This window comes from Candidatus Cardinium hertigii (assembly GCF_050864855.1).
In the GTDB taxonomy this organism is placed as follows: domain Bacteria; phylum Bacteroidota; class Bacteroidia; order Cytophagales; family Amoebophilaceae; genus Cardinium; species Cardinium hertigii_C.
Map to the genome: position 1 here is coordinate 130,850 of NZ_JBOZWW010000058.1, position 16,355 is coordinate 147,204.

Here is a 16,355-nt window from a genome sequence, read left to right on the forward strand (position 1 = left end):
GATTGCATTTAACTAAGTTTGTTGTGGACACACGCTGTAGCCTACAATTACATTGTATTTGCCAACTCAATAAAATGAAAAATCAGATGCGCAATCACACCTATGTAGATGAACCTCTTTTGCAAGAAAATAAAAATAGATTTGTTTTATTTCCTATTGAACATCAAGATATTTGGGGTTTTTACAAACAAGCCGAAGCGAGTTTTTGGACCGCGGAAGAAATTGATCTTAGTCAAGATATAAAAGACTGGGAAAACCTTACATCTGGGGAAAAGCACTTTATTACCCATGTGCTTGCTTTTTTTGCAGCCAGTGATGGCATTGTGAATGAAAATCTAGTTCAAAACTTTGCCAATGAGGTACAATATACAGAGGCAAAGTTTTTCTACGGATTCCAGATCGCTATTGAAAATATCCATTCTGAGGCCTATTCTTTATTGATCGATACCTATGTTAAAGATCCCAAAGAACGCCATAGATTATTCAATGCTATAGAAACCATTGAATGGGTTGGTAAAAAAGCAGATTGGGCGTTACGCTGGATTAATAAAGGATCATTTTCAGAACGATTAATTGCCTTTGCAGCAGTAGAGGGCATCTTTTTTTCGGGTAGTTTCTGTGCTATTTTCTGGCTTAAAAAGAGGGGCTTAATGCCGGGACTTACTTTTTCTAATGAGCTTATTTCCAGAGATGAAGGATTACACTGTGATTTTGCTTGTTTGCTATACAACCGACATATCAAACATAAACTTCCAGAACAACTGGTGGCCCAAATTATAGCCGATGCAGTAGCCATTGAAAGTGAATTTGTATCTGATGCCTTGCCCGTTAAGTTAATTGGCATGAATGCAACGTTGATGACACAGTACATTCAGTTTGTTGCAGATAGGTTGCTATTGGAGCTAGGATGCAAAAAAATATATCACGTAGCCAATCCATTTGATTTTATGGAAATGATTGCGCTACAAGGAAAAACAAATTTTTTTGAAAAAAGGGTAGGAGAATACCAAAAATCAGGTGTAATGAACAGTATCTCTGAGGATAAAGACAAAGCACGATTTAAGCTAGATGAGCCATTTTAGAGGCATGTTTCATGAATCATATACCTAGCATGTATGCTGAGCGCTATTGTTTTACGGACAGCGTCAAATAAATACATAGGCTATTTTTTGATCAACCCAAAAGTAGCCCAACCATTCAAGCACTGTATCATTTCACATAAAGTTGGATTAGCTGGGCTAAAACCATTAAATTTGTACCGCTTTAGGTGGGCTATATAGGCAACCCCTAAGCTTAGTATAGCATCGCCTATCATTTGATGCATCATCAAAAATTTATAAAAAGTAGATGTTAGTTGTAAAACGAGATGGACGCTTAGAATCAATCAAATTTGATAAAATAACTTTTAGAATAGAGAAACTTTGCTATGGATTAAATAGGGATTATATCGATATAATTGCTATTGTTAAAAAGATTATTGAAGGCATTCACGATCGGGTAACGACTTCAGCTATAGATAGTTTGGCTGCAGAAACCGTAGCAGCAATGGCTGTATATCATCCAGATTACACCATTCTGGCAGCTAGAATAGCTATTTCTAACTTGCATAAAGAAACCAGTAAATCTTTTTCTAGTACGATAAAAAGGCTCTATACCTATATAAATCCTACAACTGGAACGAATGCTTCCCTCATAGACAAAGCCATTTATAAGATCGTTTCGGAACATGCAGCCACTTTAGACGATGCGATTGTACATGAACGTGACTTTTGCTATGATTTTTTTGGCTTTAAAACACTGGAACGTTCTTATTTGTTAAAAATAAATGGAAAAATTGTGGAAAGGCCTCAGTATATGTTGATGCGTGTCGCACTAGGCATTCATGGCGATAACCTGAACGCTGTGCTGGAAACCTATCAACTTATGTCTGAAAAATGGTTTACACATGCCACGCCTACGCTTTTTAATGCAGGCACACCTAGACCACAGCTTTCTTCCTGTTTTTTATTAACGATACAAAACGATAGTATTGAAGGCATTTACAACACCCTTACACAATGTGCTAAAATATCACAATTTGCTGGAGGCATTGGATTAAGCATTCATAATATACGTGCGACTGGTTCTTATATTCGAGGGACCAATGGCATTTCGAATGGAATTGTGCCGATGCTGCGCAACTTTGATATGACTGCTCGTTATGTAGATCAAGGAGGAGGCAAACGAAAAGGTAGTTTTGCCATCTATCTAGAACCTTGGCATGCGGATATCTTTGACTTTTTAGAATTGAAGAAAAACCATGGCAAAGAAGAAAGAAGGGCTAGAGATCTTTTCTATGGGCTATGGATTCCAGATTTATTTATGGAACGTGTAGAGGCAGATGCAATGTGGTCACTCTTTTGTCCCAATGAAGCACCAGGGCTCGCAGACTGTTATGGGGCAGCATTTGAACAAAAATACAAACAATATGAAAAAGAAGGTAGGGCCCGTACTGCTATTAAAGCACAAAAGCTTTGGTTTGCGATTCTGGAGGCACAAATAGAAACGGGCACACCCTATATGCTTTATAAAGATGCAGCCAACAAAAAGTCTAATCAAAAAAATTTGGGCACTATAAAATCTAGTAATTTATGTACAGAAATTATAGAATATACTGCACCTGATGAAATCGCAGTTTGCAATCTTGCTTCTATTGCATTACCGATGTTTGTAGATGATCATCGATCCTTTGACCATACCAAATTATATGAGGTAACCTATCTGGTTACTAAAAATCTTAATAAAGTGATCGATCGAAACTATTATCCTTTGCCAGAAGCACGCTATTCTAACTTAAAGCACAGACCTATGGGCCTTGGCGTACAGGGATTAGCAGATGCTTTTCTTAAAATGAGACTTGTTTTCGACAGCCCAGAAGCACGGTTACTGAATCAAGAAATTTTTGAGACCATTTACTTTGCAGCATTAACTGCGTCTAAAGATTTAGCCCAAAAAGAAGGCGTATATGAAAGCTATCCTGGGTCACCCATGTCCGAAGGTATGCTTCAATTTGATATGTGGGGGGTAACCCCTTCTTCCGGTAGGTGGAATTGGGATCATTTACGTAAAGAAATAGCTGAACACGGTATAAGGAATGCACTATTGGTTGCACCCATGCCTACCGCTTCTACTTCCCAAATACTGGGTAACAATGAATGCTTTGAACCCTATACGGCCAATATTTATACCCGAAGGGTCCTCTCTGGAGAATTTATTGTTGTAAACAAATATCTATTGGCAGATCTGATTCAGCTTGGCCTTTGGAATGAACAGGTGAAAGAAGCATTGATAATGGGTAATGGCTCTATTCAACAGATTGCATGTATTCCTGACCATCTTAAAAAGATGTATAGAACCGTTTGGGAGATTCCTCAAAAGTCTATTATTGATATGGCAGCAGACCGTGCACCTTATATTTGTCAAAGCCAAAGTCTAAATCTTTATGTAAAGGATGCCAATATGGCTAAACTAACCTCTATGCATTTTTATGCCTGGAAAAAAGGGTTGAAAACAGGGATGTATTACTTACGCACCAAACCTGCAGCAGATGCGATTAAGTTTACGATACAAAAGAGCGCAAAAGAGGAAAAACCTTTCGCGATCCCGACTGAAGGGACAAAAGAGTGTGTCATGTGTAGTGGGTAATTCAGGTATGGCATAGAGATTTAAAAAATAGAGGCCACCAAATGGAAAAAAGCAAGACGTAATCCATTATTAGCGGACTTTTAGTGTCACTAAGGTAGCAACTGCTAATAAAAGGCTAATAATAAAAAATCGTGTTACAATCTTTGCTTCGTGCCACCCTAGTTTCTGATAGTGGTGGTGGAGAGGTGCCATTTTAAAAACTCTCTTACCCACTCCATAACGTTTCTTGGTAAATTTAAAATAACCAGTTTGCAATATTACCGATAGATTTTCCATTAGAAATATGCCACATAGCATAGGAATCATCAGTTCCTTTCGAATGCAAATGGCTACTACAGCAATAACGGCACCAATGGTTAAACTGCCTGTGTCACCCATAAAAATTTGTGCAGGATAGGCGTTATACCAAAGAAAGCCCATACATGATCCCACAAAGGCACAACAAAATATAGTAAGCTCCCCTAAATTTGGGATATACATAATATTTAAATATTGGGCAAATATAATATGGCCAGATAAGTAAGCAAGAACGGCTAATGTAGTACCAACGATTACCGAGGTACTAGCCGCTAATCCATCAAGGCCATCGGTTAAATTTGAACCATTGGAGACAGCAGCAATGATAAAAGCAACGACTACCATATAAATGATCCATGTATAATTTGTATTGCCTAGTAAGCAGGTTGTTATTTTTGCATAATCTAATTCATTTCCTTTAAAAAAAGGAATGGTTGTTTTGGTAGACTTTGTGTCATTATATGTAGGAGACATCACTTGATTCGATGGTATAGTAGCGGTTTGATCAGACGTAGTAGGTAAGGCACGTACGACTACGTTCTTATGAAAATACAGCGTAGTACTCACAATAAGACCTAGAATCACTTGACCCAATAGTTTGATCCATCCATTTAGTCCATTTTTTTGTTTTTTAAATACTTTGATATAATCGTCCAAAAAGCCAACTAATCCCATCCAAATAGTAGTGGTTAATAGTAAAATAATGTATATGTTATGCCATTTTGCAAAGAGCAAAGTAGGCACTACGGTTGCCAGTATAATAAGTATACCCCCTATAGTAGGCGTATTTACTTTTTGTTTGGCTTGATTAAACCCCAATGATCGATTGGATTCTGTTATTTTTTTTTTGCTTAAAGCGCTTATAAAGCGTTGACCGAGTAGAAAAATAATGGTAAAAGAGCTAAGGGTTGCCATAGCGGCTCGGAAAGAAATATATTTAAATAAGCCGGTTCCAGGCCATTGAAAGGTAGCATGTAAATATTTGAATAAATAGTATAGCATCTCTATTTTTTTACAAAAGGCTTTATTTTAGATACTTCTTTGTCAAGAACAAAGTAGTACAAAATAGGTTTTACCGCTAAGCTGAATATATATTATATGTTTTTGTATCCCTCAAAAAGGGCTTTATATACTGATATAAATGTTTTTTCTATTCAGAAGTAGGTCTTGATCCTGTTTTACGAAGCTATTGAGTCGTACTACAATATATGAATGGGATAGAAGATTTTTTGTCTGCCTATTTCTTTAATAACCTCCTTAATACCTTACCTATAGGTGATTTGGGTAAACTATTACAAAATTCCACATACTTAGGTACCTTATAGGAGGTCATTTTTGCTTTACAATAGGCTATAATTTCTTCAGCAGTAAGGGTAGCATCCTTTTTCACAATAAAAATTTTAATTGCTTCCTTTAGCGCCATATCAGTAACGCCAATGGCACCTACTTCTAAGACTTTTGGATGGCCTATTAAAATTTGTTCTATTTCATTCGGATATACATTAAAGCCAGAAATATTGATCATATCTTTTTTACGATCCACAATAGATACAAATCCATTTGCATCCATAGTGGCAATATCTCCTGTTTTAAACCATCCATTCACAAAAGCACCTGCTGTTTCAATTGGTTTTTGCCAATAGGATTGGCTCAGTTGAGGTCCTTTAATCAATAGTTCACCAGCTGTTCCATAAGGCACCTCTTTACCCGTTTCGTCCGCTATGATTACAAATGTGCCAGGGAGTGGTATATGATGGATGCCATTGATCATATCGGTCGAGACACCCGGCGAACATTCTGTTAGGCCATACCCTTCTATAAGCTTGCTACCTGTCAAATGTTCCCACTGATTTTTAACTTTTTTTTCTGTTTTCATACCACCTGCCATGGTAAGCTTTAAAGAAGAAAGTTTTAGTTTTTTGAATTGCTTATGTGCCAATAGTTTTTCAAACAGTGTATTAATACCTATTAAACAAGTCGGTTTGATTTTTCGCAATGTTTTTATAAGCCTTGGAATATCTCTAGGATTGGTAATCAGCGAACACTTTGCGCCCAGCTTAGCCATTGCAAATAGGCTACATAACCCTAAAATATGATAAAGTGGTAGCGGTAGTATGGTTCGTTCTTCTTGTTCTTTTAAGGCAAGACGCAACACAGGATCCAATTGTTGGAAATTAGCCGTAAGATTCCCATGGGAGAGGACAGCCCCCTTGGATACACCTGTCGTTCCGCCAGTATATTGTAAAAAAGCTGTATCAGAAGCTTTTAAAGGAACCGGACAAAAAATGGCTTTTTTTCCTTTTTCTAAAACTTCTTTGAAAGAGATGGCTTGTGGTAATTGGTAAGTAGGTACCAATTTTTTAATATGCTTTATTGCGAAATTAACCACTCTTCCTTTTATGGAACCAAGCATGTCACCTACTTTGGTTACAATAATGGTTTGGATAGACGTATCAGGCAAAATTTCAACCAACTTGTGGGCAAAATTTTCTAATATAACAATCGCACGCACACCTGCATCTTTAAATTGATAGGCCATTTCAGAAGGCGTATACTGTGGATTGATGTTCACTACAACTAGTCCAGCACGCAACATACCCAATACAGCAATAGGATATTGCAATAGATTAGGTAGTTGAACGGCTACATGTGAGCCTACTGATAAATTAGTATGTTGCTGAATATAAGCTGCAAAAGATTTAGATAACTTATTTACTGCACTAAAAGTCAATACTTTACCCATGTTTTCGCACATAGGTAAATCTTTGTATTGCTCAAAAATTTCTTCCATGAAATGGACCAATGAGGTATATCTAGTCGTATCAATGGTATCTGGGATAGAAAGAGGATAATGTTGGATCCAAGGTCTTTGTTTCATAGCATACAAACCATTTTATGTTTCTGCAAATTCTGATGCAATATAGTATAATTTTATAGAATATGATGTGGTGCATCTAAAATTTGACCCTCTATGCAAGTAACATAAGGCTTATTTTTTATTTTGTCTAGCAGTGGTAGTCAGTAATGGATAAAGTTTGGCTGCTTTTACCATTTTATTTTTTAGTTTTGGAAAAGTCCATACAGATTATTTTTTAAACGCCAATGTCAGGTAAGAAAACCCCATTTCCTACAAAACTTTGCATTAAGAATAGACAGGCCCATTTTGCCTATACTTTTTTAGATAGGTATACAGCTGGTCTTATGTTGCAAGGGACAGAAATAAAGTCCATTCGAATGGGCAAAGCCTCCCTGCAGGAAGCCTATTGTTACTTTAAACAAGGATCTCTTTGGATAAAAGGGATGCATATAGGTGGCTATATCTATGGTAACCTCTACAATCATGAAGAGAAGCGTGACCGTCAACTATTATTGCAAAAAAAAGAATTGCAACAATTATCCAAAAACCAAGCCAAAGGGCTTGCGATTATTCCAGTGGAATTGTTTATCAATCAACGTGGGTTTGCTAAACTAGCCATTGCCTTAGCACGTGGTAAAAAACTATACGATAAGCGTCAAACTATTAAAGAAAGAGACTTGCAACGTGCTGCGCCATCAGACTTAGCTATTGGTTAGGTTGTATAAGATTTTTTTAAAGAAAAGATTAGATTGGTGTTTTGGTTTAAAGCTTAGTAAAGATTGTTTGCTGGCGCTGTCCCATATATGTTGTACCTTTGTATTAAAAAAAAATAAGACTATGTTAAGTAGTCTACCTTGAAATATTATTTTTCTATAAATCTATTTCATTGATATGTCTTTACAATATTTGGATTGTACGATGCTGTTTATTTTTCCTAACCCCTGTAATAAAATTAATATTTTTTGTCCGATTTTTTCGGGCCACTATAGTAAATTATTCTATTGTAGAAATTAATATTTAACCCCCATTTATATTTATATGAAAAAAATGAACTATAAAATGACCATATGCATTGGTCTGTTAAGTGCAAGTACCTTGTCTTCTTGTGTGCAGAGAAAGCAAGAAATGAATAGACCTACCTTAGGTAATGCAAAGAGAAACTATAATAGGAACCAGAAAAAATTTGTAATAGGTACTGTATGTGCTGGATTATTGGCCACATCTGCAATTTCTGGAGGTATAATGTATGCAACAAGTAAGCCATTACCATCAAATAATACAGATTTATGTAACTTACTAGCAACAGATCAGTTAGCTACAGCATTAGATTGGAGCACATGCAATAGTTCTTCGATAGATACCGGTATACAAAACGTAATTAATTCCACGGCAAATATGAATAAAACGTGCGGTCCGTATAGAGATACACTCTTAATGAATGCAACAGCAAATGGTTGTATAGATGGAATGAAACGTCTAATAAACAATAAAGTAGATCTGAATCAAAAAAATCAAGAAGGATATACTGCTGTAATGTATGCAGTAGAAGATAATAATATAGATGCACTCAAATTATTGATAGAGAACCAAGCAGATCTGAATAAACAGAATAATGCAGGAACGACTCCTCTAATGAAGGCAGTAATAAATAATAATCTATATATTACTACATTATTAATAGGTAATCAAGCAGATCTAAATATAAAAGATAATACTGAAAAGAGTAGTTTGATTCATGCATCAAAACTCAATAGAGTAGGTATTGCTACGTTATTGATACAGCACAATGCAGATCTGAATATAAAGGATCATAATGGAACAACTGCTCTAATGTATGCAATATCATATGGTACTATTGTCAAGTTATTGATAGATTCAGGAGCGGATTTGGATGCACAAGATAATACAGGACAAACTGCTTTAATGCATGCGGTAATAAATAATAGGATAGATTCTGTCAAGTTATTGATAGAGAAAAAGGCAAATTTGAAAGTAAAAGATAAATATAGGAATACTGCTTTGATGTATGCATCACAATATGGTAAAACAGAGATTAAGCATCTATTGCAAGAAGCATTATCTCATAACTAGACCGTTGATCTTGTTAAAATTTAGAGTATGAATTAAAATTTATACTCTAAATTTCTTTATTATGTATAATAATATCTTGTATTAAAAAATTATACAATTGATTTTTAAAATCTTTTAGCCTATTGTACAGGCGCAAACAGAACCATTGGAATAGCACCTACAAGCTACTTATTGTTTTCATAATAGGTATCTATCAGCAAATTCGTATAGCTGCTTGCCACAGCAAGGCGGTCACACTGTTCATTCTCATAGTGGCCTGCATGTCCCCTAATCCAACAAAAATGCACCAGGTGCTTTTGATAGACGATCCAAAAACGCTTCCATAAATCAGGATTTTTTTTTGATTTGAAATCTATTTTAAGCCAATTTTTAAGCCATCCTTTTTGTATGGCATCTACTACATACTTGGAGTCGGAATAGACGGTAACAGTTTGTCCCTCTTGTGGTAGTGCTTCTAAGCCTATGATTACTGCCAATAATTCCATTCGATTGTTGGTTGTTTTTCTATAGCCTTGTGCAAAGGTTTTCGTATTACCATTCTGTTTTATAATAACGCCATAGCCACCTGGACCTGGATTGCCTCTACAAGCACCATCTGTATACATATCAATCATTTGAAACAATGGGTATTACCAACCCTTTAAAAGGTAAAATCAATATCGACTACTTCCCATTGCTCTGTCACCTTAATCTCTTTTTCGTAAAAAATTACAGGACTTGGCTCAATGTTTTGAAGGATGTCTCCAGGAGACCACTCCGCTTCTGCTTCATTCAGTACCAATAAGCGCATTTTATAGGTACCAGGTAGCACCATTGTAAATTGATATTTTTTTGTATTTCGAATGGCATCTACACATTGATCTTTTTCATCCAGCAGCTCAATTATGAAATAGGGGGTATTGGTCTCTACTTTTCCTGAAATAGTACCGGTTGCTTCTTTTTTGCGGAGTCTATAGGTTTGTATAATCTTCTTGTTGGTTGATTGATCAAATGCCGTGCAAGCACCTGGTTCTATCTGTAAAGTGACCATTTGGTCTATAAGCTTGCTTTCATTTTTATTTTCTTTTATAGTAAACAGACCGATCTCTTCTGGTGTAAAATGTTTGCGTATGGTAAGCTTGGTTTGGTTTTCATTCCAGACCCATTCGTTTGGTTGCAATGGAATTTTCTCTTGATTTTTGCCTTCAAAGTATATACCTGCCTCCTTCAATGCTTTAATCGGTTTGTTAAATGAGATGGATTCTGTAAAATCAGCACATATAGAAGGGAGTACGCTGTTCGACAGCCTATGGCTTAAGCCGGATTTGGTAACTTCTGCTTTTCCTTCTTTAAATCTAATGGCTATACTTTCTTCTAATGACCTATGCAAAGCATCTTCAGCCCTTACCTTAACTTTAAAAGAATCTTCTTCCAGGAGACCAAAAGTATTATAAATAGTGATTGTCTTAGGTGATTTTTCTGAAATCAAGCTATATAGCTGCGGCTTTCCCTTTGCACCTATGCTTTCAAGAGGGGTAAGTTGGTAGTGGGTTACTGCTTTGTTAAAGACTATTTCAAAAAGCCCTTTTTGGGGTGTACCCCGTAGCAGCTTTAAAGGACGCACATCAGATGCAATCAGGGGAATTACTACCTCTTCTCGATTTTCATTTAAATCAATAGGTTCTTTAAAAAATCCATATTTATCTTTTTCATAATCAATTTTATAGGTATTATTTTGTCCAGTAGTAGCCCGTATGTAATACTTGCCCAAGCGGATGCATTTTATGGTAAAATTTCCATCTTTATCAGCGGTAGTATAATAATCTGGGATGCCTTTTTCTTGCCATTCTTTGGGATCTCGTGCTGCGTCATAGAGATAAACACTTACTTCTCCTACTGGTTGATTGGTCAACAATTCTTTTGTTTTGCCTGCAATAGTAATAGGATCTATAAAGGCACCTGTACTAAAAATTATCGGATCACCTGTTGCTTTTGTACCTTCATGTGTATCTTTAACTGCTTTATTGAAATGAATAGCATAAGTAGTCTCCTCTTTTAGAGGGGCATGAAAGGTAAGTTGTAGCTTTTTTCCATTTATAGTATAACTATAGGCTTTTTTATTTTTAGGCTGCTCTAGTTTAGGCATGATCTGGAAGTTACTACTTTCAAAAGCAATATCTTTATCGAAGATAAGTTGGATTTTTTTACCCTTAAAATTTACAGAACCATTTTCTGGAAAGGAACGGACCAACTTAGGAGGGGTTTCATCAAGGGGACCACCTTCTGGTGTCTGTTGCGCAACACAGGAAATAATCGGAACAAGCCATAAATAGCTCAGATAAAGCAGCTGTACAGCTGCGGCAATAAATCTATGCATCATGAAAATATAGGCTTTATTTGGTGGAGAATGGGGGATTCGAACCCCCGACCTTCTCGATGCCATCGAGACACTCTAGCCAACTGAGCTAATTCCCCTAAGAATAGGTACCTTGCAACGATACCATTATTTCTTCAATAAACCAACTGTAATCCTAGTTTTTTAGTTGTAATAGGAGTGATTTTATACCTGTTTTGGTATGTAAGTGAGGGGCTATTTGCGCCATATGGATGCGGTATTGTACCATAGAATCACGTTCACGTATGGTAACGGTTTCATCTTCTAATGTTTGGTAATCAATGGTAATACAATAAGGTGTACCAATAAGATCTTGTCGAGCATACCGCTTACCAATAGATTGGGCAGCTTCATATATAACGGAGAAATCATATTTCAGTTCATCAAACAATGCCAGCGCTTTTTCAGCCAATCCATCTTTTTTTACGAGTGGAAAAATAGCTGCTTTAACAGGTGCCAATGGAGGTGGAAATTTTAAATAGGTTCTACTGGTCCCTTTTGCTCCATCCGTTAGATGGTCATCTTTTTCTAAAGCATTACTCAATACCATTAAAACCAATCGGTCAAGGCCTACAGAAGTCTCTATAACGTAGGGAGTGTAACACTGTTTGGTATCAGGATCGAAGTATTGTAATTTCTTTTTAGCATAGTATGCATGGCTCTTTAGGTCAAAGTCTGTTCTAGAGTGAATCCCTTCCACCTCTTTAAAGCCAAATGGAAAAGCATACTCAATGTCCACTGCAGCGGCTGCATAATGGGCCAGTTGCTTATGGGGATGTATATGGATCTTTTGGGGGTCAATACCCAGGCTGCCATACCAATGCGTACGGGTTTCTTGCCAATAATCAAACCATTTTTTTTCTGTTCCAGGTTGGATAAAAAACTGCATTTCCATTTGTTCAAACTCACGCATACGGAAAGTAAATTGACGGGCTACAATTTCATTGCGAAAAGCTTTACCGGTTTGCGCAATCCCGAAAGGAATTTTCATCCGTGCTGTTTTTTGAACATTCAAAAAGTTTACAAAAATACCTTGCGCCGTTTCTGGCCGTAAATAGATGGTTGTAGCATCATTTTGTGCACCCATTTGGGTAGCAAACATAAGATTAAATTGACGCACAGGGGTCCAATGGGTGGTCTTAGATAGGGGGCATACAATGGTAAAGGCTTGCAGCAGTTGATCTAACCCAGATAGGTCACCCGTTTGTAAACAGCCTTCCATCTGCTCGATGAGAACTTTTGCTTGAGCCGACTTTCCGTTTGCAACCAATTGCGCAGCATGTTCCTCTATCAGTAGATCTACACGGTAGCGCTTTTGGGAGTCTTTATTGTCTACCATTGGGTCTGTAAAACCATCTATATGACCAGAGGCCCTCCAAGTAGTAGGATGCATCATAATGGCTGCATCAATCCCTACAATATTTTGATGCCATTGGGTCATACTTTGCCACCAAAAGTTTTGTAGATTCCGTTTTAATGCCACGCCATAAGGACCATAATCATAAATAGACTGTAAGCCATCATAAATTTCACTAGACGGGTAGACAAATCCATACGCTTGTGCATGCGCAATCAATTCTTTAAAAGTATGATTGGAAAGGTTTAAAGTACTATCTATAGTAGACATTTATCACTTCGTTTAAGATGTAAAGTGGTATAAGCTTCCTAAGCTTATACCACAAAAATCGGGATGGATTGAGTAGTTGCAAAACTAATGATTTTTTAGTTAAATTAAAGGACTATCCTATTTTGTTACCTAAAAAACCTAAGAGCTGTTTCAATGGCCATAGGATTTAACCATTTCATTTAAAGCAACACTTGAACATTTCTTTCCTTAAGGATACAATTTTATTAGCTTATCGCTTTGATAGAAATACCTAAAATAGAGAAAAAAATTTTTTTTATATCTGATGTACATCTACCACTTCGGCCCAGTGGTACAAAGCATCCTGCTAAATTAGAGGATAAAATAATAGCTTGGCTAGAGGCTATTAAGCCAGAAGCACAAGCATTATTTTTACTGGGCGATATTTTTGATTTTTGGTTTGAATACAAATATCTTGTGCCGAAAGGAGCCATTCGATTTCAAGCAACACTTTGGGCATTTTATAGAGCAGGCATACCCGTCTATTTTTTTTTAGGGAACCATGATGGTTGGTCTATAGATTACCTCAGGCAAGAATGTGGTGTACAATTGTTTAGGAAACCAGCATCCATTACCCTGTCTAATAAGCGATTTTTAGTTGGCCATGGTGATACAATTAACCCTACTACACCTTATAAGTTATTCCGCAAATTATCTCATAGTCGTTTGCTCCAATTTTTTGTGCGGATGCTACCACCCGATTGGGTATATGGCACGATAAATTGGTATTTTACAAAAAAAAAAGGTAGATTGCTCTATTCGGAACATATGCATGATGCTGCTTCTTTTTCGGAAACAAAGGACCCTATATTTGCGTATTGTAAGGATGAAATAGAACCTTTTAATCACCACGAATTTTATATATTTGGTCATACACATCGTCCATATATAAAAGGGTTAAACGATTCAAGCAGCTATTGTAATTTGGGAGATTGGGTTGCGCATGATACCTATGCTTCCTTTGATGGGGTAGTGCTTTCATTGCATAAATTTTAACCCTATAATGCTATAGGCTATAAGCGTTGAATAGATGCTACTAAAAATTTTTAATGGATACAAACGCATCAATCTGTTGGGTATAAATATATGGGAATTTTGAAATATTTTTACATTGATATCGCTGTCGATCTCGGAACAGCCAATACTTTAATTATACACAACGATAAAATTGTTGTAGATGAACCCTCTATTATAGCAATAGATAGGAATACGAATAAGATGATAGCAGTGGGGAAGGCGGCTATGCAAATGCATGAAAAGACACATGATACGATAAAGACCATTAAACCCCTTAGAGACGGCGTAATTGCAGATTATCATGCAGCAGAGCTTATGATTCAAGGTATGATCAAAATGTTGTCTAAAAGAAAATTAGGTTTGTTTACCCCATTCTTTAATAGAATCATCATTTGTATTCCATCTGGTACCACTGATGTGGAAAAACGAGCGGTTCGAGACTCTGCTGCTCATACAGGTGCCAAAGAGGTATATATGGTTTATGAGCCTATTGCAGCCGCTATAGGCATAGGGGTAAACATTGGAGAGCCTGTTGGCTGTATGATTGTGGATATTGGTGGTGGCACAACAGAAATAGCGGTTATCTCTTTATCTGGCATTGCCTGTGACCAATCGATTAAAGTGGCAGGCAATGCTTTTAATAAGGATATACTCGACTATATGCGCAAGCAACATAACTTAGTGATTGGAGAACGTACAGCAGAACAAATTAAAATAGCTGTTGGAGCAGTTTGGATGGATTTATTGGAGCCACCGGCTGATTATGCTGTACATGGCAAAGATCTTATGACCGGTATTCCCAAGATTATATCGGTAAGCTATAGAGAAATAGCGATTGCCTTAGAGGAATCGGCTGTAAAAATTGACGATGCGGTCCTAAAGGCATTGGAAATGGCACCACCTGAATTGGCTTCTGATATATACAAGAATGGCATCCATTTAACAGGAGGTGGCGCCTTATTGCGCGGTTTAGATAAACGATTGCATAATATAACGAAACTGCCTGTTCATGTTGCAGAAGAGCCTTTACAAGCCGTAGTGCGTGGTACCGGCATTGCTTTAAAAAATATAGAAACCTATCGCAGTATACTGATGAATTAGTGGCGTCTAGGATCTATCGATCCAAATAACTTTATATACCTTTTACTAAACAATGTGGTTTGTAAAAAAAATATTGGCATGTTTTTGCATAATATGGAGCATAACATTTTTACCCCATAGCATAGCGGGTACTACGGTCCAACCTATGGCTTTCGAGGAAGTACTATCAGTTGCTTTAAAAGAGAATTTTGATATTTTGATTGCTCAAAGCACTAAAAAAGGGTCTGTATTATCGAATAAGATTTCGAATCTACATATATGGCTTCCTAAAGCTACCTTTATGATTGCGCAGCATAATCAATGGGAAAAAGGCACTAAAAGATTTGATTTTCGATCAGATCCATTTTTTAGATTGACATGGGAATCCAGATCGATCTTCGATAGAATATTCGAAACTAAAATAAACAATCAATATAATCTGGTCAACCATTTAATGGCGACAAAAACCATATCCGATACGCTACAAAAAGTGGTTGCTTCTTATTACGAACTCGCATTGGCCCAAAAAAAATGCGAGCTGTCTCATACCTTTACTAAAGTTGCTGCCTCTAGGTTAAAAATAGAAGAAAAAAAATTTAGACTGGGGTTGGTCTCTAAAATAAATTATTTAAATGCTGACTTGGCACTAAAAGAGGCAAATTTAGCTCTACTGGAAGAGCAAGAAGTCCTTAAAGAAAAACGCCGGAACCTAAATTTAACGTTGGGTAGGCCATTGAATGAAGCCATTTTAGTACAATCTACTATTCCTGTTGAACCCATGTGGGATATGGAGGGGATTACGCCGGAAAAAGTAGTGGATCTAGAAGCGGCTATACAAGCCAAAAAAGTAGCCATAGCTGCTACTGAGCTGACTAGAGCGAAGTGTCACCTTCTTTCTTGTTTGAGCCTATTAAGTGACTTTTCCGCTAATGGTTATATCTATAATTTACAAGATAAAAAGTGGACTATTAATCCCTCTAAGGGAGAAGTACATATTGGGGTTAGTATTGACTTAGCTCGTTTGCTACTGATGCCTGCAACAATTAAAAAAGCAAGAGTAGACTTAAACAATGAAACATTCAAATTAAGTAGTCGGTCCTGAAATACTGTATAATTATTTGTTAATCAGCAAATAAATGGTTAAATTTGTATTGGTTAATAACCAGTTTTAGAGTTGTTTTGTATAAAAAGCTTGCAAAATAAGGATGAAATCTAAGAAAATAAATAATAGCCTTGAGCGTTTGTTTGAGCAACGCTTATCTAGTTTTCTTAACCCGAAACATCCTTTATTCCAGTTATCTGATTCGATT

The 16,355-nt window shown here is 36.6% G+C and carries 13 protein-coding genes and 1 tRNA gene; 7 read left to right on the forward strand and 7 right to left on the reverse strand.

What is annotated here, in order from left to right:
• Positions 1–86: 86 nt before the first annotated feature.
• Positions 87–1,082, forward strand: coding sequence for a ribonucleotide-diphosphate reductase subunit beta (locus ACRRVB_RS03995; protein WP_432466685.1), 996 nt, complete (start codon positions 87–89; stop codon positions 1,080–1,082).
• 80 nt (positions 1,083–1,162) lie between these two features.
• Here ACRRVB_RS03995 and ACRRVB_RS04000 read toward each other — a convergent pair whose 3' ends face one another.
• Positions 1,163–1,324 carry a hypothetical protein gene (locus tag ACRRVB_RS04000; protein ID WP_432466686.1) on the reverse strand — a complete coding sequence of 54 codons (162 nt, stop codon included), beginning with the start codon at positions 1,322–1,324 and terminating at the stop codon, positions 1,163–1,165.
• Positions 1,325–1,347: 23 nt separating this feature from the next.
• Between ACRRVB_RS04000 and ACRRVB_RS04005 the strand changes: the two genes are divergently transcribed.
• Entirely contained in the window at positions 1,348–3,684 is a 2,337-nt protein-coding gene (locus ACRRVB_RS04005) for a ribonucleoside-diphosphate reductase subunit alpha (RefSeq protein ID WP_432466687.1), read from the forward strand.
• A gap of 69 nt (positions 3,685–3,753) precedes the next feature.
• Here ACRRVB_RS04005 and mraY read toward each other — a convergent pair whose 3' ends face one another.
• Both mraY and ACRRVB_RS04015 read right to left on the reverse strand, forming a co-directional pair.
• A complete protein-coding gene (gene mraY, locus ACRRVB_RS04010; RefSeq protein ID WP_432466688.1) occupies positions 3,754–4,983 on the reverse strand; it encodes a phospho-N-acetylmuramoyl-pentapeptide-transferase in 1,230 nt (409 codons plus the stop codon).
• Between the two features lie 235 nt (positions 4,984–5,218).
• A complete protein-coding gene (locus tag ACRRVB_RS04015; protein ID WP_432466689.1) occupies positions 5,219–6,859 on the reverse strand; it encodes an AMP-binding protein in 1,641 nt (546 codons plus the stop codon).
• A 224-nt stretch (positions 6,860–7,083) separates the two neighbouring features.
• Here ACRRVB_RS04015 and smpB point away from each other — a divergent pair, with 224 nt between their 5' ends.
• Both smpB and ACRRVB_RS04025 read left to right on the forward strand, forming a co-directional pair.
• A complete protein-coding gene (gene smpB / locus ACRRVB_RS04020; protein ID WP_432466690.1) occupies positions 7,084–7,554 on the forward strand; it encodes an SsrA-binding protein SmpB in 471 nt (156 codons plus the stop codon).
• Between the two features lie 322 nt (positions 7,555–7,876).
• A complete protein-coding gene (locus ACRRVB_RS04025) occupies positions 7,877–8,929 on the forward strand; it encodes an ankyrin repeat domain-containing protein (protein ID WP_432466691.1) in 1,053 nt (350 codons plus the stop codon).
• A 164-nt stretch (positions 8,930–9,093) separates the two neighbouring features.
• Here the strand turns inward: ACRRVB_RS04025 and rnhA are convergent, their stop codons facing one another.
• The 4 genes from rnhA to ACRRVB_RS04045 form a co-directional block, all read right to left on the reverse strand.
• Entirely contained in the window at positions 9,094–9,543 is a 450-nt protein-coding gene (gene rnhA / locus ACRRVB_RS04030; protein ID WP_432466692.1) for a ribonuclease HI, read from the reverse strand.
• 26 nt (positions 9,544–9,569) lie between these two features.
• Entirely contained in the window at positions 9,570–11,288 is a 1,719-nt protein-coding gene (locus ACRRVB_RS04035) for an Ig-like domain-containing domain (protein WP_432466694.1), read from the reverse strand.
• 18 nt (positions 11,289–11,306) lie between these two features.
• Positions 11,307–11,383 (reverse strand) — tRNA-Ala (locus ACRRVB_RS04040).
• Between the two features lie 56 nt (positions 11,384–11,439).
• Positions 11,440–12,930, reverse strand: a complete 1,491-nt coding sequence (locus tag ACRRVB_RS04045) for a glycine--tRNA ligase (protein ID WP_432466695.1) — start codon at positions 12,928–12,930, stop codon at positions 11,440–11,442.
• Between the two features lie 237 nt (positions 12,931–13,167).
• On the opposite strand from ACRRVB_RS04045, the gene ACRRVB_RS04050 reads away from it, so the two are divergent.
• The 3 genes from ACRRVB_RS04050 to ACRRVB_RS04060 all read left to right on the forward strand — a co-directional run bounded on the left by ACRRVB_RS04050 (position 13,168) and on the right by ACRRVB_RS04060 (position 16,147).
• Positions 13,168–13,944, forward strand: a complete 777-nt coding sequence (locus ACRRVB_RS04050; RefSeq protein ID WP_432466696.1) for a UDP-2,3-diacylglucosamine diphosphatase — start codon at positions 13,168–13,170, stop codon at positions 13,942–13,944.
• 90 nt (positions 13,945–14,034) lie between these two features.
• Positions 14,035–15,066, forward strand: coding sequence for a rod shape-determining protein (locus ACRRVB_RS04055; RefSeq protein ID WP_432466697.1), 1,032 nt, complete (start codon positions 14,035–14,037; stop codon positions 15,064–15,066).
• Positions 15,067–15,211: 145 nt separating this feature from the next.
• Positions 15,212–16,147, forward strand: coding sequence for a TolC family protein (locus ACRRVB_RS04060; protein ID WP_432466698.1), 936 nt, complete (start codon positions 15,212–15,214; stop codon positions 16,145–16,147).
• The last annotated feature ends 208 nt before the right edge of the window (positions 16,148–16,355 follow it).